Below are 25333 nucleotides of genomic sequence, written 5' to 3' on the forward strand. Positions count from 1 at the left end.
GCGGCGCGGGCGGCCGGTTATTGCCATCGCGCCGAGGACAGCCGTGCGTGCAGCGGGCTGGTGCGCGGGAAGTGCGCGCGCAGGTATTCCATCTGGTCGGCGAGGACACGCCGGCCCTTCAGGTAAATGTACTCGGCATAGGTCGGCTGGAAGGGCACCGCAAGCAGCTGCATCCCGGCCTCCTCCGGGGTACGGCCGGCCTTGTGGTTGTTGCAGCGGCGGCAGGCGGTGACGACGTTGGTCCAGGCGTCGCGCCCGTTGCGCACCAGCGGGGTGACGTGATCGCGCGACAGGTTCACGGCGAGGAAGTGCTCGCCGCAATACAGGCACAGGAAGGCGTCACGGCGGAACAGCGCGTGGTTGTTCAGCGGCGGGGTGTAAGCGTCGCGCGCCGGATAAGTGGCGCCATGGCCGTGCGTGGCGATGATGCTGGAGACCTCGACCGCGGAACGCCGGCCGGTGCGGGCGTTGATGCCGCCGCGCAGGCGAAACAGCGGCCGGCCGCACTCGTAGGCGACCTGCTCCGTGTGGTAAAGGCGCACCGCGCACCGGTAGTCCACCCACTCGAGAGGCATGCCGGCGACGTCGGTGCGCAGGATCTGCTGGCCCAGGGACATCCCCATCGCCGACCGCTCCGTTGCGCTGCCTCGTCGCTGCAGGTGTTATTCCAGAAGGCCGCGGGAAAATCAATCAGGACATCAACGGGCGCGCGTCTTCCTGTACACTCGACCGCCGGGTTAAGAGGGGCCCAGGGGCCCGGGGGAGATTGCCCATGGCGGTGGTCATTGGCGTCCTGCGCGAGACCGTTGCAGGCGAAACGCGTTCAGCACTGGTGCCGGAAGTGGCGAAGAAGCTCGCCGCGCTCGGCGCCACCCTGTGCGCCGAAAACGGCGTGGCGGAAGCCGCGCGCATTCCCGACAGCCGCTTCGAGAACGTCGAGTTTCTCGGGCGCGAGGAAGTGGTGAAGCGCGCCGACGTGTTGCTCTCGGTCAACCCGCCGCCGCTCGAGGTGGCCTCGGGCCTGCGCGAGGGCGCCGTGCTCATCGGGCTGCTGCAGCCGCATCGCTCCGACGAGCTGGTCGGGCTGATGCGCGACCGCAAGATCACCAGCTTCGCCATGGAGCTGGTGCCGCGCATCTCGCGCGCGCAGTCCATGGACGCGCTCTCCTCCCAGGCCGCGGCAGCCGGCTACCGCGCCGTACTCATCGCCGCGATGCAGCTGGACAAGTTCTTCCCCATGCTCACCACCGCGGCAGGCACCATCCGGCCCGCCAAGGTGCTGGTCATCGGCGCCGGCGTGGCCGGGCTGCAGGCCATCGCCACCGCCAAGCGTCTCGGCGCCGTGGTGGAGGGCTACGACGTGCGCGCCGCGACGCGCGAGCAGGTGCAGTCGCTCGGCGCCAAGTTCGTCGACACCGGCATCAGCGCCGAGGGCAGCGGCGGCTACGCGCGCGAATTGACCGAAGAAGAGAAAGCCAAGCAGGCCGGCATCCTGGCCGACCACGTGGCGGCGGCCGATGTCGTGATCACCACCGCGGCCATCCCCGGGCGGACCGCGCCGCGCATCATCGACGCCGAGACCGTGGGCCGCATGCAGCCCGGCTCGGTCATCGTCGACCTGGCCGCGGAGACGGGCGGCAACTGCGAGCTCACCAGGGCCGGCGAGGTGGTGGACGCGGACGGAGTGCAGGTCGTGGGCCCGGTGAACCTGCCGGCCGCGGTGGGGCGCCATGCCAGCGAGATGTACGCCAAGAACCTGCTCAACTTCCTCAGCCCCGCCATCAGCGAGGGGGCCCTGCAACTGAATTGGGACGACGAGGTGTTCGCCGGCAGCGTGCTGACCCACGACGGCGAGATTCGCCATGCCCAGACCCGCGAGCGGATCGAGGGCGCCGGCGCAGGAGAAAACTCATGATCGACGGGTTTATCGCGCTCTACATTTTCATGCTGGCCGCGTTCACCGGCTACGAGATCATCGCCCGCGTGCCGGTGATCCTGCACACGCCGCTGATGTCCGGCTCCAACTTCGTGCACGGCATCGTGCTGGTCGGCGCCATGGTCGCGCTCGGCAAGGCCGACAGCACGCTCGGCATGCTGATCGGCTTCTTCGGCGTGGTGCTCGCCGCAGGCAACGCGGTCGGCGGCTACGTGGTGACGGAACGCATGCTGGAGATGTTCAAGGCCAGCAGGGAGCGCAAGTGATGGGCTTCGCCGAGTTCATGATCAAGGTCAGCTACTTCGCGGCCGCACTGCTGTTCATCATCGGCCTGAAGCGCATGAGCTCGCCGCGCACCGCGCGCGGCGGCATCGTGTGGGCCGGCTGGGGCATGGTGATCGCCACCGTCGCCACCTTCTTCTGGCCCGGCCTGTCCTGGGGCAACATCACCCTGATCGCGCTGGGCATCGCGGTCGGCGGCGGCCTCGCCTGGTGGACCGGCAAGAAGGTCGCCATGACCGACATGCCGCAGATGATCGCGCTCTACAACGGCATGGGCGGCGGCGCCGCCGGCGCCATCGCGGCGGTGGAGCTCTACCAGGGCGGCAACCACGGCCTCACGGTCACTTTCCTCGCCGTGCTGGGCGGCCTGATCGGCTCCGTGTCCTTCTCCGGCAGCCTGATCGCCTTCGCCAAGCTGCAGGGCTGGATGACCAAGCCGATCCGCTTCAAGGGCGGCAACCAGGTCAACGCCGCGCTGCTGCTCGGCGCGTTCATCGTCGGCATGTTCCTGCTCGGCAACTATCCCGCCCACACCACGCTGGTCACCATTTTCTTCGTTCTCGCGCTGACTGCGGGCGTGATGCTGACCAATCCCATCGGCGGCGCCGACATGCCGGTGGTCATCTCGCTCTACAACGCCCTCACCGGGCTGGCCGTCGCCTTCGAGGGCTTCGTGCTGCAGAACGAGGCCATGATCATCGCCGGCACGGTGGTGGGCTCCGCGGGCACGTTGCTGACCCAGCTCATGGCCAAGGCCATGAACCGCTCGCTCGCCAGCGTGCTGTTCAGCGGCTTCGGCGACGCGGCCGTGGACGGCGGCGAGGTCGAGGGCAGCATGAAGGAGATCGAGGCGTCCGACGCCGGGATCCAGATGGCCTTCGCCAGCCGCGTCATCATCGTGCCGGGCTACGGCCTGGCCGTGGCCCAGGCCCAGCACAAGGTGTGGGAGCTGACCCGGCTGCTGCAGGAGAAGGGCGTCCAGGTGAGTTTCGCGATCCACCCGGTGGCGGGGCGCATGCCGGGGCACATGAACGTGCTGCTGGCCGAGGCCGGCGTGCCCTACGACCTCATCTACGACCTCGACGAGATCAACGCCGATTTCGAGAAGACCGACGTGGTGCTGGTCATCGGCGCCAACGACGTGGTCAACCCGGTCGCCCGCACCGACCCGTCCAGCCCGATCTACGGCATGCCCATCCTCAACGCAGACAAGGCGAAGAACGTCATCGTCATCAAGCGCGGCAAGGGCAAGGGCTTCTCCGGCATCGAGAACCGGCTGTTCTACCTCGACAACACGCGCATGCTCTACGGCGACGGCCAGGCCGCGGTGTCCGAGCTGATCCACGCCGTCAAGGCCAGCTGATGGACGCGGGGCTGCCCTTCCCGGCAGCCCCGCAGCGCCCGCGCCGGGCCCCGGCGCCGGCCTCCCGCGACCTTGTTCCTACCGGACGCAAGGCGCCCTGCCCGATGCGCCTTCGACCCGCTCCGCGGCCTCGTCCTGGAGCACTTATTCACAAGAACCGGAAATTACCGTGTGAAACGTGCTTTAGCGCACAAAGCACCGGAACTAGGTACCGTAACTGATTGTTTTTTATTTTATTTATTGACATGACCATTTTTTGACCAAACTGAGTCGCCCCCATAAGTGACGCGGACTACCCCGCAAATCCACCCACTAGTCCACAGAGTTATCCACAGGTTCTGTGGACAACTTTGGCCGCCCGCCGGACGATCATCGCCATGACCATTCTCCGCGTCGCGGTCGATGCGCCGCTCGACACCTTGTTCGACTACCTCGCGCCGGCCGCAGGCCCGGCCCCGGCGCCTGGCACGCGCGTCCGCGTACCCTTCGGCCGGCGTCGCCCGGTGGGGCTGGTGATGGCGCACGCGCCGTCCTCGGACCTCCCGCCGGAGCGGCTGAAACCGGTGCAGGAAACCCTCGACGAAGCGCCGCTGTTCGACCCCGGGCTGCTGCAGCTGCTGGCTTGGACGGCGCGCTACTACCACGAGCCGCCCGGCAGCGTAGCGGCCACGGCCCTGCCGGCGCCGCTGCGCCAGGGCCGGCCGCTGCCCGAACCACCGCTGCGCGTCTCGGCCAGGGGGCCTGCCCCGGACGCCATGACGCGGCGCGCGCCGAAGCAGGCGGCGCTGCTGGACCTGCTGTCAGCCGGACCCCGACGCGCCGACGACCCGACCCTCCCGGCCGGCTGGCGCGCCACGGCCGCGCGCCTCGCCGCCCGCGGCCTGGTGGACATCGAGCCCGAGCCGGCCGCCGCCTCCTGGGACATGGCCAACCCCGGCCCGGAACTCAATGCCGCGCAGGCCGACGCCGTAGCAGACGTGCTGGCGTCCCTGGGCAGCTTTTCCGCACGACTGCTGTTCGGCGTCACCGGCAGCGGCAAGACCGAGGTGTATCTCGCCGCCGCGGCCGAGTGCCTGCGCCGCGGGCTGCAGGTGCTGGTGCTGGTGCCCGAGATCGGGCTCACGCCCCAGCTGGTGCAGCGCTTCAGCGCGCGCCTGGGCGTGCCGGTGGCAACCCTGCACTCCGGCCTGGGCGCGAGCGCACGGCTGGCGGCCTGGGCCGACGCCCGTGCCGGGCGCGCGGCCGTGGTCATCGGCACCCGCTCCGCGGCCTTCGTGCCCCTCGCCCGGCCCGGCCTGATAATCGTCGACGAGGAGCATGACCCCTCGCTGCGGCAGCACGAGGGCCTGCGCTATTCGGGGCGGGACGTGGCCGTGATGCGCGCCAGCATCAGCCGGATCCCCGTGGTGCTCGGCTCCGCCACACCCGCGCTGGAAAGCCTGCGGCACGCACGCGAGGGCCGCTATGCGCTGGCGCGGCTCCCGGAGCGGCCCGGAGCGGCGCGCCATCCGGCGGTGCGACTGGTCGACCTGCGGCGCCATCCGGCGAGCGAGGGACTCTCCGGGCCGCTGCTGCGGGCCATGGCGCAACACCTGGAGAAGGACGGCCAGGTGCTGCTGTTCCTCAACCGCCGCGGCTTCGCCCCGGCGCTGTTCTGCGCCTCCTGCGGCTGGACCGCGGACTGCAGGCACTGCGATGCGCGCTACACGTGGCACCGGCGTGCCGCACGCCTGCGCTGCCATCACTGCGGCCACGAGACGGCTTTGCCGCCGGCCTGCCCCGACTGCGGCGCCGACCTGCGTCCCGCCGGAGAAGGCACGGAGCGGCTCGAGGAGGCGCTGGTGCGCCGCTTCCCCGGCGTCGCGCTGGCGCGCATCGACCGCGACAGCACGCGGCGGCAGGGCGCCGTCGACCGGATCCTCGACGACGTGCGCGACGGCCGCACGCGCATCCTGGTGGGCACCCAGATGATGGCCAAGGGGCACGACTTCCCGGGCGTCACCCTGGTGGGGATCATCAATGCCGACCAGGGCCTGTTCGGCACCGATTTCCGCGCCAGCGAGCGGCTCGCCCAGACCCTGGTGCAGGTGGCGGGCCGGGCCGGGCGCGCCGACCGCCCCGGGGAAGTCCTGGTGCAAACGGCCTACCCTGAACACCCCCTGCTGCGGCGCCTGCTCGAGGGCGGCTACGAGGCCTTCGCCGAGGCCACGCTGGAGGAGCGCCGCGCCGCGGGCTGGCCGCCGTACAGCCACCTGGCACTGCTGCGCGCCGAAGCCGACCGGCCGCAGCGGGCCATGGCCTTCCTCGCGGCGCTGCGCGACGCGGTCCGGGTCCCGCGCACCGTCACCGTGCTCGGCCCGGCGCCGGCGCCCATGGAGAAGCGCGGTGGGCGCTGGCGGGCGCAGCTGCTGCTGCAGTCCGCGGCGCGGCCGGCATTGCACCGCGCGCTGGACGCCTGCAGCGACGCCGCGCCGGGACTGGCGGAGAGCCGCGGCGTGCGCTGGTTCATCGAGGTGGATCCCCAGGACCTGTTCTGACGCTGACCCGCAGCCGCGCCTGACGCTACAATGAGCGGCTCACCGCCTGACCACGCAGGAAATCCCGCCGTGAAGACAAAGATCGAAGGCCTGCTCGCCACGGCGCTGGATGCGCTGCGCGACCAGCTCCCGCAGGACATCGCCCTGGAGGCGCGGGTCGAGCGTGCGCGCGACCCCAGGCACGGCGACCTGGCCACCAACGCCGCGCTGATGCTGGCCAAGCCGGCGGGGCGCAACCCGCGTGAGCTGGCCGAGCTCATCGTCGCGCAGCTGCCCGCCTCCGAGCTGGTGGAAAGCGTGTCCATCGCCGGGCCCGGCTTCATCAACTTCCGCCTCAGCAAGCTGGCCTTCGAGCAGGAAATCGCCGCGGTGCTGGAGCAAGGCGCGGGCTATGGGCACTCCTCGACAGGCGCAGGCCGCCGCGTCCTGGTCGAGTTCGTCTCCGCCAACCCGACCGGCCCCCTGCATGTCGGCCACGGGCGCCACGCTGCCTACGGCGACTCCGTGGCCAACCTGCTGGAGGCAACGGGCCACGCCGTGCACCGCGAGTATTACGTCAACGACGCCGGGCGCCAGATGGACATCCTCGCCGCCAGCGTCTGGCTGCGTTACCTCGAAGCGCTGGGCGAGTCCTTCGCTTTCCCGGCGAACGGTTACCGCGGCGGCTACGTGCAGCCGATCGCCGACAGGCTCGTGGCGGAGGCCCATCACAGCCTGCTGCGCCCCGCCGCCGAGGTGTTCGCGGGCCTGCCGCCGGACGCGCCCGAGGGCGACAAGGACGAGTACATCGACGCCGTGGTGGCGCGCATGCGCGAGCTGCTCGGCGAGGACGACTACCGCAAGGTGCACAAGCTGGGTCTCGACGAGATCCTCGCCGACATCCGCAACGACCTGGAGGAATTCGGCGTCACGCACGACGAGTGGTTCTCGGAGCGCAGCCTGACCGAGCTCGGCCTCGTGGCGGAGTGCATCGACCGCCTCAAGGCGGACGGCCACGCCTACGAACGGGACGGCGCACTGTGGTTCCGCGCCAGCGCGCTGGGCGACGAGAAAGACCGCGTGGTGGTGCGTGACAACGGCCAGGCCACCTACATCGCCTCCGACATCGCTTACCACCTCAACAAGCGCCAGCGTGGCTATGCGCAGCTGCTGGACATCCTCGGAGCCGATCACCACGGCTACGTGGCCCGCGTGCGCGCCGGGCTGGAGGCCATGGGCGAGCCGGGCGACAGCCTGGAAGTGCGCCTGGTGCAGTTCGCCGTGCTCTATCGCGGCGGCGAGAAGGTGCAGATGTCGACGCGCTCGGGCGAGTTCGTCACGCTGCGGGAACTGCGGGAGGAAGTCGGCAACGACGCCGCGCGGCTGTTCTACGTGCTGCGCTCCAACGACCAGCACCTCGACTTCGACCTCGAGCTGGCCAAGTCACGCAGCAACGAGAACCCCGTCTACTACATCCAGTACGCTCACGCGCGCGTGCGCAGCGTGTTCCGCCAAGCGACGGAGAAGGGACTGGACTGGAAGCCCGCGCAAGGCGTCGCCGCGCTCGCCGCCCTCGACAGCGAGCACGAACGCGCCCTGATGGCGACGCTGGGACGCTTCCCGGAGGCCGTGGAACTTGCCGCGGCCAACCGCGCGCCGCAGAACGTCGTGCATTACCTGCGCGAGCTCGCCCAGGAGTTTCACACCTGGTACAACGCCGAGACCTTCCTGGTCGACGATGCGACGGTGCGCGCCGGGCGGCTGGCGCTGGCGGAGGCCGCGCGCCAGGTCATCGCCAACGGCCTGGCACTGGTCGGCGTGAGCGCGCCGGAGTCGATGTAGGACATGGCGCAGGATTACAAGCGCCGCAGCCGGAGGAAGCCGCCGACGCCAGCGTGGGTATGGTTCACCAGCGGGCTCGCGCTCGGCCTGTGCGTGGCGCTGGGCGTGCACCTGTATCACGGCCGTATCCAGGCACCGGAGCAGCCGGTGGCCACGCGCAGCGCCAAGCCCGCCTCGCAGCAGGTCGAAGAGCCGGTGGCGGTCGAGGCCGAGGAAGACGGCGGCTTCGATTTCTACACCATGCTGCCCGGTCTCGAAGTGGTGGTGCCGGAAGAACCCGCGGCCGTGCGCCGCGGCGAGAAACCGGCGCCCGCGCCGAACCTCGCCCCGGGACGCTACTGGATCCAGGCCGGCTCGTTCCGTCGCTTCGCGGATGCCGACCGGCGCAAGGCCGAGCTCGCGCTGCTCGGGCTCACCTCCAGCATCCAGGCCGTCGCCATCGAGGGCCAGACCTGGCACCGCGTGCGCATCGGTCCGCTGCCGGATGCGGCCCAGGCCGACGCCACGCGCCGGCAACTGGCGGAGGCGGGCATCGGGGCGCTGGCCGTCAGGGAGCGGAACTGAGCAGGGTCTCCCGGAAAAGCACCACGCCGGCGATTCCCGCCAGCAGCAAGCCGAGACCCAGTACCGGGAACAGCGCCGTCAACGGCAAGCCGAAACCCAGCCCGGCCAGCGACCATGCCAGGCCGTCGGCCCGCGCAGCGCGCGTGGCGGGCAGCAGCCAGCGGCCGAGCAAGCGATCGACGCTGAGCTTGCCGGCGCCGTTGAGCACCAGGGGCAAGAGCATCAACGCGAACAGCAGCGGCAGCTTGAAGTTGCCATAGCCGTCGTCGCTGATGGCATAGCCCTGCCACAACTCCGCCAGCGAAGACCAGCCGTCAGGCCAGTGCACCGCCGCCGTGGCCACGAAGGTGAGGATCAGCAGCGAGAACGCGAAGAACCGCGTGAACAGTCCCAGGACGAGCGCAAAGGCGCCGATGATCTCGAACCAGGTCGCCATGAACCAGCTCAGCTCGGGGCTGACGATGCTGAAGGGGAAGGGAAAGCTGTCCTGCACATGGCTGAACCAGTTCTCGCCGTGCAGCTTTTCGACACCGGCCTCGCCGAACTCCCAGGCCAGGATCAGCCTCAGGCCGAGCGGCGCCAGCCAGGCACCGAGTCCCTCGAGGCGTGAAGTCGTGAGGCGCCAGAGGGTCGGCAGCGATTGCGACGCATCGTTCATCAGCTCTCTCCTGCAAGTTCTTTACTTCCCGCGCGGGCGGGTATGCAGAGAGAGACCCGGGTCAGGGCGAAAACATTACGCGCGCGGCTGCGCTGGATCAGTCATCCGAACCGCCGCTGCGGAAATCGATGCCGAGCGCGCGCAGCTTACGATACAGGTGGGTGCGCTCCATGCCGACCCGCTTGGCGAGCCGGCCGACCTTGCCCTCGCACAGCTGCAGCTGCTGCTGCAGGTAAGCTCGCTCGAACTGTTCGCGCGCCTCGCGCAGCGGCAGCGCCATGAGGTCCTGGCTGAGCAAGGGCTCGTCCGGCGGCGCCGTCTCCGACAGCGCCTGCTCCACTTCGCCGAGCCCGATCTCCTCGTCACCGCCGAGGATCAGGAGCCGATGCACGAGATTGCGCAGCTCGCGCACGTTCCCGGGCCAGGGGTAATTGCGCAGGCGGTTCTGCGCCGCCACGCTGAAGCGGCGGTACGCCAGGCCCTGGCTGTCCACCAGCTTGTCGAGATAATGGCGCAACAGGTCGGGGACGTCCTCGGGGTACTCGCGCAACGGCGGCACGGTCAGCACCACGACGGCCAGGTACATCAGCAATTCCTGCCGCAGCCCCGCCGGAGGAGAACGCTCAAAGCCGGGGGGCGCCGAGGCGATAATGCGCGCATCCAGGGGGCGCGCGACGTCGCCGCCCAGGGGCTTGTAGCGGCCGCTCTCGAACGCACCCAGCAGCAGGCGCTGGGACTCGGCGCCGAGGTCGTGCAGGTTCTTGATGAAGAGCGTGCCGCCCTGGGCGCGCTCCAGCAGGCCGGGCTCGATGTTGCCCTGGAACGCCCTGCCGAACAGCGCTGCCTCTGCGCCCGCGTCCTGCATCGCACTGGCGACGAGCCTGACGAAGGGCCCGCGCGCGCGCGGCCCCATCGAGTGGATGTAACGCGCGAACAGCTCCCGCCCGCTGCCTGCCTCCCCGGTGACGAGGACGTTGGTAGCGTGGCCGGCGACGCGCTCGGCCTGCTCCCGCAACGCCTGCATGGCGCGGCTGTGGCCCACCGGCGCTGTCGACTGCGGCACCAGGCCGCGCCCGCCCTTGCCGCCGGCGCGATCGGCTTCGAGTGCGCGCTCGACCGTGCGCAGCAGCTTGGCCAGCGACACCGGCTTTTCGATGAAGTCCACGGCGCCGAGACGAGTCGCCTCCACCGCCGTCTCGACCGTGCCATGTCCCGACATCATCACCACCGGGCACTGGCGGGCCGACTTGGCGGCGGACCATTCGCGCAGCAGCGTGATGCCGTCGACGTCGGGCATCCAGATGTCGAGCAGGACCAGGTCGGGCGAATCCTTGGCGTAGCGCTCGCGCGCCTCCGCCGCGTTCGCCGCCGCCACCACCGCGTAGCCTTCCTCGGAGAGGATCTCTTCCAGCAGGCTGCGGATGTCCGCCTCGTCGTCGACCACCAGGATCCTGGCGCTGCTCATGCGTGCGTTCTCCTCAGCTCAGCGCCCCGGGCCTCGCGTCGCAGCATGGCGCTGCGCGCCTCCTCGTCGGCCGGGAGCGCGATGGTGATGCGGACGCCGCCCTCCTGGCGGTTGCTCGCTTCGACCCAGCCACCGTGCTCCTCGACGAGCTTCTTCACGATGGCCAGGCCGAGGCCGGTCCCCTTGGGCTTGGTCGTTACGTACGGATCGAAAACCCGGTCCAATGCCTCCGCCGGCAGTCCCGGCCCGTTGTCCTCGACAATGATGAACACGGCGTGCAGCTCGAACTCCTCGGTGCTGCGCGTGGTGATGCGGAGCATGGCGTCGTCCACGCGGCCCTCCAGTGCTTCGACCGCGTTGCGGATCAGGTTGTGCAGGATCTGTCGCAGGCGTCCGGCATCCGCCTCCACGAGCCCGACGTCCGGGTCCAGGCTGAGATCGATGCTGACGGGGATCTCGCGCACGCGGTACAGCTCGGCCACCTCGGCCACGAGGTGGTTCAGGTGGAGGCGCGTGATCTCCATGTCCGGCGCACGGGCGTAGTCGGAGAAAGCGTTCACCATGTCCTTCATGGACTCCACCTGCTGCACGATGGTGCGCGTAGCGCGCTCCAGCACCTGGGCGTCCTCCTCGTTCATGTGCTCGAGGAAGCGGCGCCGGATGCGCTCCGCCGAGAGCTGGATCGGCGTCAGCGGGTTCTTGATCTCGTGCGCCAGGCGCCGCGCGACCTCGCCCCAGGCCGCGTCGCGCTGCGCCTGCAACAGGGCCGTGATGTCGTCGAACACCACCACGAAGCCGTCCGGCTCGCCGTCGTCTCCGGGCAGCGCAGAGCAGGCGCACATCAGCACGCGCCCGCCCGCTTCGCCGCGCAGCACGATCTGCTCGCGCCACTCGTAATCACCTGCATCGATGTGGGTACGCCCCACCTCGATGAACTGCTGCAACAACGGCTTGTCGACCGCGACTTCGGGCAACGGCTTGCCGACCGCGGCTTCGAGATCGACGCCGAGGATGGCGCCGGCGGCCTGGTTGGCGGTGCTGATGCGCCAGTCGCGCTGCAGCGACACCACCCCGGTGGACAGCCGGCCGAGAATCACCGCCAGGTATGCGCGCTGGCTTTCCACGGCCTGCTCGCTCTGCCGCGCCAGCTCGCGCGCCCCGGCCAGGCGCGTGATCATGTCGTTGAAGCTGTGCACCAGGAAGCCCATCTCGTCCCGCGCCGGCAACGGCAGCCGCGTGTCGAAGTCGCCCTGCGCCACGGCGCGCGTGCCGGCGACCAGCGTCTGGATCGGCGCGGTGAGCTTGCGCGCGAAGAAAAAAGCCCCCCACACCGCCAGCAGCAACGAGAGCAGCAGGACCAGGGTGAGGGTCAGCGTCAGGCTGCGCGTGAACGGGCTGCGCAGGAACGACAGCTCGCGGTACTGGGCGTAGGCCTCCTGCACCGAGTTGGCGAGCATGCCGACGCGTTCCGGCACCGTGAACAGTCCCTGCAGGACGCGCATCTCCTCGAGCGGGTGCAGGCCGGGTATCGCTACCGCAGTACGGATGACATAGCCCTCGCGCACCGGGTCCAGGCTGACGAAAGGGCGACCCTGGCGGATCTGCAGCATGACCTCCTCAGTCGGCGCCGAGGGCAGGTCGGTCAGGCTGAGGTCTGACGACAGGGCGATGATGCGGCTGCTCTGGCCCACCACGGTCATCTCCGTGGCGCCGGCGCCGCGGCGCGCGAATTCCAGCTGCGCGCCCAGCTCACGGTCCTCGCTGCCGCTGAGCGACTCCGCGATCTGGCGCGTGGCCTCGAGGTGCTCGCGCATGCGACTCTCTAGCGTGGCGCGGGACAGCTCGAGTGCGTCGCCGAGGCCGGCCTCGACATTGACGTCGAACCAGGTGTCGATGCCGCGACTGATGAACTGGACCGAGAAGTAATAGACCATGCCGAGGGGCACGACGGCGAGGCCGACGAAGATCGCCACCATGCGGGAAGCCAGCCGCGAGCCCGGGGTATGGCTGCGGTACTCGCGCACCAGGCGCACCAGGTTGGAAATGGTGAGCGCCAGCAAGACGGCCGCGCCGGCCATGTTCAAGAGGAAGATCCAGTTGTAGATCTCGCCGAAACGATCGGCGCTTTCCACGGTGGATACGAGAAACAGCAGGGCGGCGAACAGCAGCGCCAGCCCCAGGAGGGCGAACGTCGCGACGCCCCAGCGTTTCAGCGCCCCAGTCGCCATCTGAGCCATTCGCTTTCCGTGCGCCAGTCGTTCCAGAACAGGCGCACCACGGCCAGCGGACCACCCTTGCGCTTGATTTCGACCGCGGCGCGAAATTCGACGAAGTACTTGGTGTCGGGATCGATCAGCGCGTCATCGATCACCGGCAGGCCGCGCACCTGGCCGAGCGCTTGCAGCGCCGCACCCAGCGAGGCATGGCTGGACTGCTCGCCGCTGTTCAGGTTGCGCGTGATGTAACGCTCCGTGAGGGCGTGGAACTGGAGCTGGTAACGCTGGCGCAGCTCGGCGAACTCGGCATCCCAGATGATGCGGCGGCGGCGTTCCAGGCGTATGTCGAGCTCGAAATCGAGCGGCAGCCCGCTCTCGAGCGCCTCCAGGGCGGTAGCGCTGAGCTGGTAGTCGATGTCGGCATCGAGGTACCAGACGCCGTCCTGCAGGCGCGTCTGGGCATCCACGATGACGAGGCCTTCATCGGCATGCGCCAGGGGCAGCAACAGGAGGCACAGCGCGCACACGCGGAGCGCGATGCGTCGCCATCCCGATGGACCCCTCCATTGCTCCGCGTGACGCATCGCCTCCCGCCTAGGCCGTCTTTACGAGGCAAGCATAATAAAACCCGTCCGCCCCTGCCTCTCCACTCAAAAGCTGCCGCCCGGGCCCGGCGCGCCGCCCCCAGGCGGGCTCGCCGAAGTCCACCGCGCGCGCGTCCGGGTGCCGGCGCAGGAAGCCGGTGGCCTGGGCCGCGTTCTCCGCCCGCCAGATCGAGCAGGTCGCGTACAGCAGGCGGCCGCCCGGGGCCAGCACGCCCCAGAGCGCGTCCAGCAGCGCCTGCTGGCGGGCGCCGAGCGCAGCCGTGTCGCCGGGGCGCCGCAACAGCTTGATATCCGGATGCCGCCGCACCACGCCGCTGCCGGTGCAGGGTGCGTCGAGCAGGACGCGCTCGTACCAGCGGCCATCCCACCAGCTGGCAGGATCCGCGGCGTCGCCCTGCAACACCTGCGCCTCGAGCCCGAGGCGCGCGAGGTTGTCGCGCACGCGCTCGAGGCGTGCAGCGGCGACGTCGAGCGCGGTCAGCTCGATGCCCTCGTAGCGCTCGAGGAGATGGCAGGCCTTGCCGCCGGGCGCAGCGCAGGCGTCGAGGACGCGCATGCCCGGCTCCGGCGCCAGCAGGCCGGCCGCGAGCTGCGCCGCACCGTCCTGGACGGAGACGTCGCCCGCGGCGAAGCCGGGCAACTCCTCGACCGCCACCGGCTTCTCCAGCCGCAGCGCGTCCGGCGCGGCGTCCCAGGGTTCGGCCTCGATGCCCGCTGCGAGCGCGCGGGCCAGCCACGCCTCGCGGCTGGTCCGGCGGCAATTGACCCGCACCCACATCGGGGCCTGCGTGTTGTTCGCCGCCACCAGCGCCTCCCAGTCACGCGGCCAGTCGTGCGCCAGCGCGTCCAGCCACCAGCGCGGATGCGCGTGAACCACTTCCGGCTCCCGGGCCACCCGCGCCTTCAGCGCGTCGCCCTCGCGCAACCAGCGGCGCAGGCAGGCGTTCAACAGGCCCGCATGGCGCGCGCGCCCCAGCAGGCGGGCCGCCTCGACGCTGGCATCGACGGCGGCATGGTCGGGCACGCGTGAAGCCTCGATCTGGTACAGCCCGATCGCCAGCAGGGCCTGGACATCGGCATCGCGCGGCGGCAGGGGCCGCGCCAGCAGCAGGCCCGCCCAGCGCGCCAGGCGCGGGTAGAGCCGCAGCGAGCCATAGGCGAGCTGCGCGGCCAGGGCGCGATCCGGTCCTTGCAACGCGCCGGTGGCGGCAGCGAGGGCATCGTCCAGCGACCGCCCCGCGCCGATGACGGCGCCGACGGCACGCGCGGCGGCAGCCCGGGCGGCGGCCCCGGCGCTCATGCCCCGAGCTGCTCGCCGAGCAGCGCCCGGCCGTTGAGGAAATCCCGCGCCACCAGGACGCGTCCGCCGGGCGCCTGCAACTCCAACAGGCGCACGCTGCCCAGGCCCGTAGCAACATCTATCCCTTCCGGGCCCGCCCGCCAGACCCGGCCCGGCGGGCCCTCTGCCTCGGCGAGCGCGCCGGCGCGATGCAGCTTGAGGCGCTGCCCGCGCCAGGTCGTCCAGGCGCCGGGCCTCGGGGCGAAGGCGCGGATGCGGCGCGCCAGCTCGATCGCCGCGCCCTGCCAGTGCACCTCGGCATCCTCGGGCGTGATCTTGCCGGCATAGCTGGCGAACGTCTCGTCCTGCGGCCGGGGCCGGAGCCGGCCGGCCACGATCTCGGGCAAAGTCGCGGCCAGCAGCTCGGCGCACATCGCTGCGAGCCGGGTCCGGAGTTCCCCCGCAGTCTCGAGCTCGCCGATGTTCGTATCCTGCATTTTGTATACGGGTCCCGTGTCCAGCCCTTTATCCATCGACATAATGGAAATTCCCGTGGTCGCATCGCCGGCCAGGATGGCCGCCTGGATCGGCGCCGCCCCGCGCCAGCGCGGCAGCAGGGAGGCATGGCCGTTGACGCAGCCATGGGCCGGCAGGGAGAGCACCAGGCCGGGCAGGATGAGCCCGTAATCGACCACGACCAGGACCTCGGGCCGCAGTGCGGCGAGCTGGGCGACGGACGCGGGATCCCGCAGCGTCACCGGGGTCAGGGTCTCGAGACCGAGTTCGGCGGCACGCTGGCCGACGGGCGTCGGCATCAGGCGGCGGCGACGTCCCGTGGGGCGGGGCGGCTGGGTCAGGACGCCGGAGACCTCCCACGAACCCCCCGCCAGGGCCTCGAGCGACGGCACGGCGAAATCGGAACTGCCCGCAAAGACGAGGCGGGGCACGGGCAGGGCCTAGAGCACGCCGGCGGTGGCAGGTTCCCTCTGGCGACGACCCTTTTCAATCCGCTTGCGGATGCGCTGCCGCTTGAGATCGGAAAGATAGTCCACGAACAGCTTGCCCTCGAGGTGGTCCATCTCGTGCTGCACCACCACGGCCAGCAGGCCGTCCAGCTCCATCTCGAAGCTCGCCCCTTCCAGGTTCAGCGCCCGCACGCGGATCCACTCCGAGCGGGTCACGGATTCATAGAAGCCCGGGACGGACAGGCACCCTTCCTCCATCACCTCGGTGCCGCGGCGCTCCAGGATCTCCGGATTGATAAATATGTGCGGTGTGTCCTGTTCCTCGGAGATGTCCGCGACCAGCATGCGACGGTGGACGTCGACCTGCGTCGCCGCCAGCCCGATGCCCGGAGCCGCGTACATGGTCTCCAGCATGTCGGCGGCGAGGCGCCGCAGCTCGTCATCCACCACGTCCACGGGCTGCGCCCTGGTGCGCAACCTGGGGTCCGGGTACTCGAGTATGTTCAGAATGGCCATGAGCGCGGTTCCAATTGCTCGTGTAATACGCCACAAAATGCGGGTAACGGTATGACAATTCAAGCCCACCGTGCTAACTTCGCAGCGGTGCAAAGGTGGCGGGAAAGCCCGCGGCCGGGTACCGGAGACACCGACTGCCGCGGATTATACCAAGCCGCGGCGGAGCACTCTTACAAAGGACAGCATGGAGCAAGGCCCGCCATGTCCCAGTCGATCTTCCGTCTCTTTCGCGTCAGTGTGCTGAGCAGTTTCGGCGCCGCATTGCTGCTCGGCGGCTGCGCCAGCACACCCGAAGCTCCGCCGCCTGCCGCGACGCCGGCGCCTCCGCCCGCCGTGGTGACGCCTGCGCCGCAAGCCGAGGCTCCGGCCCCGGTCGCGACCGCGGCGCCCGCGCCCGCGGTACGACTCAACCCGGCCCACCCCGACCGCTACGTGGTGAAGAAGGGCGACACGCTGTGGGACATTTCCGCCATGTTCCTGCGCGATCCCTGGTTCTGGCCGGAGATCTGGTACGCCAACCCGCAGGTTGCCAACCCGCACCTCATTTACCCGGGCGACGTGCTGACGCTGGTCTACATCAACGGCCAGCCGCGCCTCGTGCTGGAGCGCGGCGCGGGTCGTGAGAGGCTCGAGCCGCGCGTCCGGGCGGAGCCGCTGGAAGACGCGATCCTCACCATCCCCTACGACCGCATCGCCGCTTTCCTGAGCCGGCCGTCCGTGGTCGAGCGGGACGACGCCGACCGCGCGCCCTACATCCTGACGAGCCGGCGCGGCCACATCGTGCACGGAGCACAGTCCGAGGTCTACGTCCGCGGCAGCGACTTTGTCGTCGACGACGACTACAGCGTGACGCGCATCGGTGCGCGACTGACGGACCCCGATACCGGCGACATCCTGGGTTACCAGGGACACTACGTCGGCGAAGGGCGCATCGTCCGCGCAGGCGACCCGGCCACCATGTACCTCACGTCCACGGAGCGCGAGGCGCTGAACGGCGACAAGCTGTTCCCGGTCGACACCGACTTCCCGCTGCGCTTTATCCCGCGGGCTCCCGAGCAGCAGGTCGACGGCAGCATCATCCACGTGCTCGACGGCGTCTCTCTGGTCAGCGCTTTCCAGATCGTCACGCTCAACCGCGGCAGCAACCACGGCCTGGCGCCGGGCCACGTGCTCGCAGTGTGGCAGGCCGGACAGCGCGTGCCGGACCGCTTCGGCGGCGGCCAGGTGCAGCTGCCGGACGAATATGCAGGCTACCTGATGGTATTCAAGACCTACGAAAAGCTGAGCTTCGGCCTCATCATGCAGGCGCAGAACGAGATCCGCGTGCTGGACAAGGTGCGCACTCCCTGACCGCCCGCGTCCGACCGATGAACCGAACCACGACGCCGGCCACAAGCCGGCGTCGTGCTGTCAGGAGCCCGATATGAACGATGCGGCCGCCTGGCTGCGCCTGTCGCTGACGCCGGGGATTCCCGACGAGGCCGCGCGCCGCCTTGCCGGCCATCCGGGCGGGCTGGGGGCCCTGCTGGAGGGGGGCGTGGCGGCGCTGGTGCAGCTCGGCGTGCCGGAACCCGCCGCGCGCACGCTCACCGGGCCGGCGCCCGAGTGGCTGCCCGGCGCGCTGGACTGGCTGGAGCACCCCGGGCACGACCTGCTGACGCTGGCGGACGCGGATTACCCGGCGCTGCTGAAACTGGCGCCAGGGGCGCCGGCCGCGCTGTTTCTGCGCGGCCGCCGGGAGCTGCTCGCGGACCCGCACTTCGCCATTGTCGGCAGCCGCAACCCGACGCCCCAGGGCGCGGAGAACGCGCGCGCCTTTGCCGGCTACCTGGCGGGCTGCGGCCTGGTGATCTGCAGCGGGCTGGCGAGCGGAATCGACGCGGCCGCGCATGAAGGCGCCCTGGCGGCCGGCGCCCCGACCACGGCGGTGCTCGGCTGCGGGCCGGATCGCGCCTACCCCGCCGCCAATGCCGGGCTGGCGCAGCGCATCGCCGCCGAGGGCCTGGTGATATCGGAGTACTTGCCGGGCACCCGCCCGCTGAAGGAACATTTCCCCCGGCGCAACCGCATCATCAGCGGCCTGTCGCTCGGCGTGCTGGTGGTCGAGGCCGCCCGCCGCAGCGGCTCGCTGATCACGGCGCGCCTCGCCGGGGACCAGGGCCGGGAAGTCTTTGCCATCCCCGGCAGCATCCACAACCCGCTGGCGCGTGGCTGCCACCAGCTGATCCGGCAGGGCGCCGTGCTGGTGGAAACGGCGGCCGATATCCTGGCCGAAATCGGCCCCCTCGCCGGCATCCCGACGGAGCCCGCGCCCCCGGGCCGCCCCGCCCGGGAGGCAGCGCCGGAGACGGACGGCGACTACCGCAAGCTGCTCGACGCGCTCGCCCACGACCCCTGCGGGGTCGACGCGCTGGCCGGCCGCACCGGTTTGACCACCGCGGAGGTTTCATCGATGATGCTGATCCTTGAACTCCAGGGAGCCGTGGAGTCCTTGCCGGGCGGACGTTATGCCCGCACAACGACGAGGTCTTGAAATGACGGAGAGTGTGCTCGACGTTCTGATGTACCTGTTCGAGACCGCGGGCGAGGACGGCCTGCCGCCGGAGCCGAACCGGGACGGGCTGAGGGAAGAACTCGAGCGCGCCGGCTTCCACCACCGCGAGATCGAGCGGGCGCTGGAATGGCTGGACGGGCTGGCGGGCCACCGCGGCGGGGACGTCGCCAGTCCGCCTACGGACCGCGCCGTAAGGATCTATGCCCACAGCGAGCGGGCGCGCATGGACGCCGAGGGGCGCGGGTACATGATGTACCTGGAGCAGATCGGTATCCTGTCGCCGCACCAGCGCGAACTGGTGATCGACCGGCTGATGGCGCTCGACAGCGAGGAGATCGACGTCGACGACATCAAGTGGGTGGTGCTGATGGTGCTGTTCAGCCAGCCGGGCGAGGAAAGCGCCTATGCACGGATGGAGGACCTGGTGTTCGACGACCGGGCCTGGGTGGTGCACTAGGACCGCCCGTCGCGCGGCCCTGGCACGAGTCTACGGGGGTCGTGGCGCGAGCCACGGCCCGTTTTTTCGATATGCAGACCGTAAAGTGAGATGAGCAAAAACCTGGTAATCGTGGAATCGCCGGCAAAGGCCAAGACCATCGAGAAATACCTCGGCGGCGACTTCAAGGTGCTCGCTTCCTACGGTCACGTGCGCGACCTCCGGGCCAAGGAGGGCGCCGTCGATCCCGAGCACGGCTTCGCCATGAAGTACGAGGAGATCGACCGCAACAAGCGTCACGTCGATGCCATCGCCCGCGCCATGCGCAACGCCGACGCGCTCTACCTCGCCACCGACCCGGACCGCGAAGGCGAGGCGATCAGCTGGCACGTATGCGAATCGCTGCGCGAGCGCGGCCTGCTCGACAGCCGTCCCGTGTACCGCATCGTGTTCCACGAGATCACCAAGCGCGCGGTCCAGGAAGCCCTCGAGCATCCGCGCGACATCTCCGGCGACCTGGTGAACGCGCAACAGGCCCGGCGCGCGCTCGATTACCTGGTCGGCTTCAACCTCTCACCCCTGCTGTGGCGCAAGATCCGTCCCGGCCTGTCCGCGGGCCGGGTGCAGACACCGGCGCTGCGCCTCATCGTCGAGCGCGAGCGCGAGATCGAGGCTTTCAAGCCGGTCGAGTACTGGAGCATCGAGGCCGGCCTGGAGAAAGACGGCCAGTCCTTCCCGGCGCGGCTGGCGGAGTACGGCGGCCAGCGCATCGACGACAAGCTGCAGAAGTTCTTCATCGGTGACGAAGGCCAGGCCCGCGAGGCCGACCGCACGCTGCGCGAGTCCGCCGCCGGCAAGCTGCTGGTCGCGGCCGTGGAGCGACGCCAGCGCAAGCAGAACCCGGCGCCGCCGTTCACCACCTCCACGCTGCAGCAGGAGGCCGCGCGCAAGCTCGGCTTCACCGCGCAGAAGACCATGCGCACCGCGCAGCGGCTCTACGAGGGCGTGGACTTCGGCGAGGGCGCCACCGGCCTGATCACCTACATGCGTACCGACTCGGTGTCGCTCGCCGCCGACGCCGTGCGCGAGATTCGCGCCGTGATCGGCGAGCGCTTCGGCGCCAGGGCGTTGCCGGAGAAGCCGCGCCACTATCGCACCAAGTCCAAGAACGCGCAGGAAGCGCACGAGGCCATCCGGCCCACCTCGGCTGCATGGCACCCGGACAACCTCGTCGGCCGGCTCGATCGCGACCAGCAGCGCCTCTACGAGCTGATCTGGAAACGCGCCGTCGCCAGCCAGATGGCGACCGCTGTGTTCGACACGGTCTCGCTGGACCTGGTGCCGTCGCAGGCGCCCGAGGCCGGCCACCGCTTCCGCGCTTCCGGCTCGATCCTGGTCGAGCCCGGCTACATCGCGGTCTACCAGGAAGGGCGCGACGACGCCGAGGACGAACAGGACCGGCGCCTGCCGCAGGTCAGCGAAGGCGAGCTCGTGGCGCTGCAGAAGCTAGAGGCGGAGCAGCACTTCACCAAGCCGCCGCCGCGCTTCACCGAGGCCAGCCTGGTGAAGACGCTGGAGGAATTCGGCATCGGCCGGCCCTCCACGTATGCCTCCATCATCTCCACGCTGCTCGATCGCGAGTACGTGGAGCTGGACCGCAAGCGCTTCGTCCCCACGGACGTGGGCCGCATCGTCAGCACCTTCCTCAGCGAGCATTTCACGCAGTACGTGGACTACGACTTTACGGCCCGGATGGAGGATCGCCTCGACGCCATCTCGCGCGGCGAGCAGGACTGGAAGGCGCTGCTCGGACGCTTCTGGGAACCGTTCCGCGACCTGGTCCAGGACAAGCAGGAATCGGTCACGAAGAAGGACGTGATGCCGAACCGCGAGCTCGGCGCCGACCCGGCAACCGGCAAGCCGGTGCTGGTGAAGATCGGGCGCTTCGGTCCTTACGTGCAGATCGGCACCGCCGAGGACGAAGAGAAGCCGCGCTTTGCCGGCATCCCGCGTGGCAAGAGCATGCAGAACATCACGCTGGAAGAAGCGCTGGAACTGTTCAAGCTGCCGCGCGAACTGGGCCAGACGCCGGACGGGCTGCCGGTGCTGGTGAACATCGGTCGCTTCGGGCCCTTCGTGAAGTACGGCGCCAAGTACGCTTCGCTGAAGAAGGACGACGACCCTTACACCATCGGGCTCGAGCGCGCGCTCGAGATCGTGCGCGACAAGGAAGCGCTGGACGCCGCCCGTACCATCCGCGAGTTCCCGGACGCCGGGGTGCGCATCCTCAAAGGCCGCTTCGGCCCCTATGCCACGGACGCAGGGCGCCGCGCGAGCATCCCCAAGGGTCGCGACCCCGCTACCGTGACCCTCGAGGAAGCGCTCAAGCTCCTCGAAGAGGCGCCGGCGAAAAAGGGCGCGCGCAAGAAGAAGGCGGCGAAAAAGGCTGGGGCGAAGAAGGCCACGACCAAGAAAGCCCCAGCCAAGAAAAAGGCGAAGAAAAAGGCCAGGAAGAAAGCCGCTGCCGGCGGAAAGAAGACCGCGGCGAGGAAGAAGAAGGTCGCCGCAGTCGGCCAGGGCGAGACCGGGGAGAGCTGACCATGGCGGGCACCCTCGCGATCCGGCGGGCAGCCGCCCTCGTTCGCGCAGGAGGCGTCATCGCCTACCCGACCGAGTCCGTGTGGGGTCTCGGCTGCGACCCGCTCGACGCCGAAGCCGTAGCGCGCATCCTCGCCATCAAGGAACGCCCCGCGACCATGGGGCTGATCCTCATCGCCGCGGAGATGGCGCAACTCGACCCCTGGATCGAACCGGTCTGCCACGAAGTCGAGGCCCGCGTCGCGGCGACCTGGCCCGGCTCGGTCACCTGGGTCTTCCCGGCGCAGCCCTGGGTGCCGTTCTGGGTACACGGCGGCCGCGGCTCACTCGCGGTGCGCGTCACCGCGCATGCGCAGAGCGCAGCGCTTTGTCGTGCCGTCGGCTATCCCGTCGTGTCCACCAGCGCCAACCGCAGCGGCCATCCACCCGCCCGGACCGCGGCCCAGGTGCGGCGCTGGCTCGGCGACGACATCGATTTCATTCTCGGCGGCGCCACCGGCAACCATCCCTGGCCGAGCGACATCCGTGACGCCCTCACGGGCCGGGCATTACGCCCGGCCTGAGCGGTCCCCGCATGCTGGAGAGTTGATGGAGCCCATGGTTGGAACAGAGGACATTCTCGCCGTAGAACAATGGCTGCGCACGCTGCAGGATGAGCTGTGCGCGTCTCTGCAGGCGCTCGACGGTGGCGCGCGCTTTCGCAGCGATCGCTGGGACCGTCCCGAGGGCGGCGGCGGCGACAGTCGCGTCATCGAGGAAGGCGCGCTGTTCGAGAAGGGCGGCATCAATTTCTCCGCCGTGCACGGTGCGGCGCTGCCGCCTTCGGCCACCGCGCGCCGGCCCGAGCTGGCCGGGCGCAGCTTCCGCGCCACCGGCGTGTCCATGGTGCTGCACCCGCGCAACCCCTACGTCCCCACCACGCACGGCAACTGGCGCTTCTTCGTCGCCGAGAAACCCGGCGAGGCGCCGGTGTGGTGGTTCGGCGGCGGTTTCGACCTCACGCCTTACTACCCCTTCCTCGAGGACGTGCAGCACTGGCATCGCGAATCGCGCGCCGGCTGCCAGCCCTTCGGCGCGGACGTCTACCCGCGCTACAAGCAGTGGGCCGACGAATATTTCTACCTCAAGCACCGCGACGAGCCGCGCGGCGTCGGCGGCCTGTTCTACGACGACCTCAACGAGTGGGGCTTCGCGCGCTGCTTCGAATTCTCGCGCGCGGTGGCGGCGCGGTTCCTGCCGGCCTATACGCCGATCGCCCAGCGTCGGCGCGACATGCCATGGGGCGAGCGCGAGCGGGAGTTCCAGCTCTACCGGCGCGGCCGCTACGTCGAGTTCAACCTGGTGTACGACCGCGGCACGGTGTTCGGCCTGCAGTCCGGCGGCCGCATCGAGTCCATCTTGATGTCGCTGCCGCCGCTGGTGCGATGGGTGTACGACTGGCACCCGGAGCCCGGCTCGCCCGAGGCCGCGCTGTACGACGATTTTCTCAAGGAACGCGACTGGCTGGAGGACGCATGAGACCCAGATTTCACCTGGCCTTCCCCGTGCACGACCTGGATGCAGCGCGCGGCTTCTATGCCGGCATGCTCGGTTGCAGCATCGGACGCGAGTCCGACAAGTGGGTCGACTTCGATTTCCACGGCCACCAGATCACCGCCCACCTGTGCCCGGACACCAGACCGGCCTCGGTCAACCCGGTTGACGGCAACCGGATACCCGTGCGGCACTTCGGGCTGATCCTGGAGCGCAGCGACTGGGAGGCGCTCGGGGCGAGATTGCGCGAAGCCGGCGCCGATTTCCTCATCGAGCCGCGCCTCCGCTTCAAGGGCCGGCCCGGCGAGCAGGCCACCATGTTCGTACTCGATCCCTCGGGCAACGCGCTGGAGTTCAAGTCCTTCGCGGACGACAGCGCGGTGTTCGCGCCGGATCCCGGCGTCGCCTGAGCGGCCGCAGGCCTCAGGCCAGCGCCAGCCAGAGGTTCAGCAGCGCGACCAGCAGCAGTGCGATCCAGGTGAACAGGGTGCCGTAGAAGCGGCCCGGGCTGGTGCCGCCGCTCTTCGACAGACCCCAGGCATGCGCAGCGCGGCCCAGCAAGAAGCCGGCGCCGAGGACATGCAGCAGCCACCCGGGGGCCCCGCCCAGCTCCGCCAGCAGCAGCAGGACCAGGAACAGCGGGACGTACTCCGCGAAGTTACCGTGCACGCGTACCGCCCGCTCCAGGTCCATGTTGCCGCCGGTGCCCAGGCCGACCTTGCCGCGGCGCCGGTGGTCGACCACCTGCCAGCAGAGCACCAGGAAGAGCAGGCCCAGCAGGCCGCCATAGAACGCCGTGATCGCGGGAGTCATGAGAGTCAGCATCTCCGTGCCAGGTGACCGCGCAAGCTTAACCGAGTCCGGAGCCCGGTAGCGCGATGCAAGGACGCTCCTCCCGTGGGGGAGCGGCCGTCTTTCAGAGCGCCAGGCGCGCGCCGGCGGCCACGCACTCCGCATGGCGGTAGCAGCCCACCAAGTGGTCGTTCACCAGCCCCGTCGCCTGCAGGTGCGCGTAAACGATGGTGCTGCCGACAAAGCGGAAGCCGTGCGCCTTGAGCTCCTTGCTGACGCGGTCAGAAAGCGGCGTGGTGGCGGGCACCTGGCGCATCTCCCGCCACTGGTTGACGACCGGGCGGCCGTCGACGAAATCCCATAACCAGGCGCTGAAGCTGCCGTGTCGCGCCTGCAGCTCGAGGAAGGCGCGGGCGTTGCCGATCGCCGCCTCGATCTTGAGGCGATTGCGGATGATGCCGGCGTCGCCGACCAGCCGCTGCACGCTGCGCCGGTTGAAGCGGGCCACGCGTTCCGGATCGAAGCCGGCAAAGGCGCGGCGGTAACCGTCGCGCTTGTGCAGCACGGTGGACCAGGACAGGCCTGCCTGTGCGCTCTCCAGTACCAGGAACTCGAACTGCCCGTAGTCGTCGGTGACCGGGCAGCCCCACTCATGGTCGTGATACGCCTGGTAGGCATCGCTGACGCCGAGGCACCAACCGCAACGGCTGCGATTATCACTCATCTCGGTCTCCCGCCCGTGCGGGCCCTGCATCTGAAAAGAGAAAGGGGTCCGCGACCAGCGCGGACCCCTGGATCATGCCTCAGGATGAGGCGCCCGGACCGACGCTCACACGCCGTCGGGCTTCTTCTTCGCCTTGTCGCCGCCGCACTTGCCTTCGCCACACTTGCCCTCGGCGCCCTTCTCTTCCTTGTCGCCGCCGCACTTGCCTTCGCCGCACTTGCCCTCGCCGCACTTGCCCTCGGCTTCCTTCTTCTCTTCCTTCTTGCCGTGGTCATCGATGGACGCGTGGGTCATGTAGCCGCTGGACAGCGCCGTCATGCCGAAGGGATTGGCGTCGGCGTGGGCGGACTGGATGCCGGCCAGCGAGCCCGCCAGGGCGATACCGGCAGCCAGCGAAACGGGCTTGATGGTCTTCTTCATCATTGCTGTGGTCCTCTCTCTCTCGGTTCTCGGGTTTCCGGCCTTCAGGCCGTTGTTGTAGAGCGGCGC

24 protein-coding genes are annotated in these 25333 nt (G+C 69.8%); 13 read left to right on the forward strand and 11 right to left on the reverse strand.

What is annotated here, in order from left to right; genetic code table 11:
* Nucleotides 1–17: 17 nt before the first annotated feature.
* Nucleotides 18–617 (reverse strand): HNH endonuclease, encoded by a 600-nt coding sequence (locus tag G8346_RS12125; protein ID WP_370520647.1) that lies wholly within the window; start codon nucleotides 615–617, stop codon nucleotides 18–20.
* Between the two features lie 155 nt (nucleotides 618–772).
* Here G8346_RS12125 and G8346_RS12130 point away from each other — a divergent pair, with 155 nt between their 5' ends.
* From G8346_RS12130 to G8346_RS12155, 6 genes are all read left to right on the forward strand, one after another.
* Nucleotides 773–1915 carry an NAD(P) transhydrogenase subunit alpha gene (locus tag G8346_RS12130; RefSeq protein ID WP_166051573.1) on the forward strand — a complete coding sequence of 381 codons (1143 nt, stop codon included), beginning with the start codon at nucleotides 773–775 and terminating at the stop codon, nucleotides 1913–1915.
* The gene (locus G8346_RS12135) at nucleotides 1912–2202 is read left to right on the forward strand and encodes an NAD(P) transhydrogenase subunit alpha (RefSeq protein ID WP_166051575.1); all 291 of its coding nucleotides are present in this window, start codon (nucleotides 1912–1914) and stop codon (nucleotides 2200–2202) included. Before G8346_RS12130 ends, G8346_RS12135 begins: the two co-directional genes overlap by 4 nt.
* Nucleotides 2202–3581 (forward strand): NAD(P)(+) transhydrogenase (Re/Si-specific) subunit beta, encoded by a 1380-nt coding sequence (locus G8346_RS12140; RefSeq protein ID WP_166051943.1) that lies wholly within the window; start codon nucleotides 2202–2204, stop codon nucleotides 3579–3581. Before G8346_RS12135 ends, G8346_RS12140 begins: the two co-directional genes overlap by 1 nt.
* 377 nt (nucleotides 3582–3958) lie before the next feature.
* Nucleotides 3959–6118: a primosomal protein N' gene (locus tag G8346_RS12145; RefSeq protein ID WP_166051577.1), complete on the forward strand. Its 2160-nt coding sequence runs from the start codon at nucleotides 3959–3961 to the stop codon at nucleotides 6116–6118.
* 69 nt (nucleotides 6119–6187) lie between these two features.
* The gene (gene argS, locus G8346_RS12150; RefSeq protein WP_166051579.1) at nucleotides 6188–7939 is read left to right on the forward strand and encodes an arginine--tRNA ligase; all 1752 of its coding nucleotides are present in this window, start codon (nucleotides 6188–6190) and stop codon (nucleotides 7937–7939) included.
* Nucleotides 7940–7942: 3 nt separating this feature from the next.
* Nucleotides 7943–8503 carry an SPOR domain-containing protein gene (locus G8346_RS12155; protein ID WP_166051581.1) on the forward strand — a complete coding sequence of 187 codons (561 nt, stop codon included), beginning with the start codon at nucleotides 7943–7945 and terminating at the stop codon, nucleotides 8501–8503.
* Here the strand turns inward: G8346_RS12155 and G8346_RS12160 are convergent.
* From G8346_RS12160 to def, 7 genes are all read right to left on the reverse strand, one after another.
* The gene (locus G8346_RS12160) at nucleotides 8487–9161 is read right to left on the reverse strand and encodes a DoxX family protein (RefSeq protein ID WP_166051583.1); all 675 of its coding nucleotides are present in this window, start codon (nucleotides 9159–9161) and stop codon (nucleotides 8487–8489) included. The genes G8346_RS12155 and G8346_RS12160 overlap by 17 nt on opposite strands.
* Nucleotides 9162–9258: 97 nt before the next feature.
* The gene (locus G8346_RS12165; RefSeq protein ID WP_166051585.1) at nucleotides 9259–10626 is read right to left on the reverse strand and encodes a sigma-54 dependent transcriptional regulator; all 1368 of its coding nucleotides are present in this window, start codon (nucleotides 10624–10626) and stop codon (nucleotides 9259–9261) included.
* A complete protein-coding gene (locus G8346_RS12170) occupies nucleotides 10623–12863 on the reverse strand; it encodes an ATP-binding protein (protein WP_166051587.1) in 2241 nt (746 codons plus the stop codon). The genes G8346_RS12165 and G8346_RS12170 overlap by 4 nt, the downstream gene beginning before the upstream one ends.
* On the reverse strand, nucleotides 12836–13369 hold the full coding sequence (locus G8346_RS12175; RefSeq protein WP_166051589.1) for a DUF4390 domain-containing protein: 534 nt from the start codon (nucleotides 13367–13369) through the stop codon (nucleotides 12836–12838). The genes G8346_RS12170 and G8346_RS12175 overlap by 28 nt, the downstream gene beginning before the upstream one ends.
* 67 nt (nucleotides 13370–13436) lie before the next feature.
* The gene (rsmB, locus tag G8346_RS12180; RefSeq protein WP_166051592.1) at nucleotides 13437–14747 is read right to left on the reverse strand and encodes a 16S rRNA (cytosine(967)-C(5))-methyltransferase RsmB; all 1311 of its coding nucleotides are present in this window, start codon (nucleotides 14745–14747) and stop codon (nucleotides 13437–13439) included.
* Complete coding sequence (gene fmt / locus G8346_RS12185) at nucleotides 14744–15673, reverse strand: methionyl-tRNA formyltransferase (RefSeq protein WP_370520624.1); 930 nt, start codon at nucleotides 15671–15673, stop codon at nucleotides 14744–14746. The genes rsmB and fmt overlap by 4 nt, the downstream gene beginning before the upstream one ends.
* A 9-nt stretch (nucleotides 15674–15682) precedes the next feature.
* Nucleotides 15683–16207: a peptide deformylase gene (gene def / locus G8346_RS12190; protein WP_166051595.1), complete on the reverse strand. Its 525-nt coding sequence runs from the start codon at nucleotides 16205–16207 to the stop codon at nucleotides 15683–15685.
* A gap of 201 nt (nucleotides 16208–16408) precedes the next feature.
* Between def and G8346_RS12195 the strand changes: the two genes are divergently transcribed.
* The 7 genes from G8346_RS12195 to G8346_RS12225 all read left to right on the forward strand — a co-directional run bounded on the left by G8346_RS12195 (nucleotide 16409) and on the right by G8346_RS12225 (nucleotide 23738).
* Nucleotides 16409–17557, forward strand: a complete 1149-nt coding sequence (locus tag G8346_RS12195) for a LysM peptidoglycan-binding domain-containing protein (protein ID WP_166051597.1) — start codon at nucleotides 16409–16411, stop codon at nucleotides 17555–17557.
* A 73-nt stretch (nucleotides 17558–17630) separates the two neighbouring features.
* Nucleotides 17631–18740 carry a DNA-processing protein DprA gene (dprA, locus tag G8346_RS12200; protein WP_166051599.1) on the forward strand — a complete coding sequence of 370 codons (1110 nt, stop codon included), beginning with the start codon at nucleotides 17631–17633 and terminating at the stop codon, nucleotides 18738–18740.
* A 1-nt stretch (nucleotide 18741) separates the two neighbouring features.
* On the forward strand, nucleotides 18742–19218 hold the full coding sequence (locus G8346_RS12205) for a DUF494 family protein (protein ID WP_166051602.1): 477 nt from the start codon (nucleotides 18742–18744) through the stop codon (nucleotides 19216–19218).
* Between the two features lie 90 nt (nucleotides 19219–19308).
* Complete coding sequence (locus tag G8346_RS12210; protein WP_166051604.1) at nucleotides 19309–21795, forward strand: DNA topoisomerase I; 2487 nt, start codon at nucleotides 19309–19311, stop codon at nucleotides 21793–21795.
* Between the two features lie 2 nt (nucleotides 21796–21797).
* Nucleotides 21798–22358, forward strand: a complete 561-nt coding sequence (locus G8346_RS12215) for an L-threonylcarbamoyladenylate synthase (RefSeq protein WP_166051606.1) — start codon at nucleotides 21798–21800, stop codon at nucleotides 22356–22358.
* Between the two features lie 34 nt (nucleotides 22359–22392).
* Complete coding sequence (gene hemF / locus G8346_RS12220; protein WP_166051608.1) at nucleotides 22393–23313, forward strand: oxygen-dependent coproporphyrinogen oxidase; 921 nt, start codon at nucleotides 22393–22395, stop codon at nucleotides 23311–23313.
* Nucleotides 23310–23738, forward strand: coding sequence for a VOC family protein (locus tag G8346_RS12225; protein ID WP_166051610.1), 429 nt, complete (start codon nucleotides 23310–23312; stop codon nucleotides 23736–23738). Before hemF ends, G8346_RS12225 begins: the two co-directional genes overlap by 4 nt.
* 13 nt (nucleotides 23739–23751) lie before the next feature.
* Here the strand turns inward: G8346_RS12225 and G8346_RS12230 are convergent, their stop codons facing one another.
* From G8346_RS12230 to G8346_RS12240, 3 genes are all read right to left on the reverse strand, one after another.
* Nucleotides 23752–24141 carry an MAPEG family protein gene (locus tag G8346_RS12230; protein WP_166051612.1) on the reverse strand — a complete coding sequence of 130 codons (390 nt, stop codon included), beginning with the start codon at nucleotides 24139–24141 and terminating at the stop codon, nucleotides 23752–23754.
* A gap of 103 nt (nucleotides 24142–24244) precedes the next feature.
* On the reverse strand, nucleotides 24245–24844 hold the full coding sequence (locus G8346_RS12235) for a DNA-3-methyladenine glycosylase I (RefSeq protein WP_166051614.1): 600 nt from the start codon (nucleotides 24842–24844) through the stop codon (nucleotides 24245–24247).
* A gap of 105 nt (nucleotides 24845–24949) precedes the next feature.
* Nucleotides 24950–25267 (reverse strand): low-complexity protein, encoded by a 318-nt coding sequence (locus G8346_RS12240; protein ID WP_166051616.1) that lies wholly within the window; start codon nucleotides 25265–25267, stop codon nucleotides 24950–24952.
* Nucleotides 25268–25333: the final 66 nt, after the last annotated feature.

Source organism: Thioalkalivibrio sp. XN279 (genome assembly GCF_011089885.1).
Lineage (GTDB): Bacteria > Pseudomonadota > Gammaproteobacteria > Steroidobacterales > XN24 > XN24.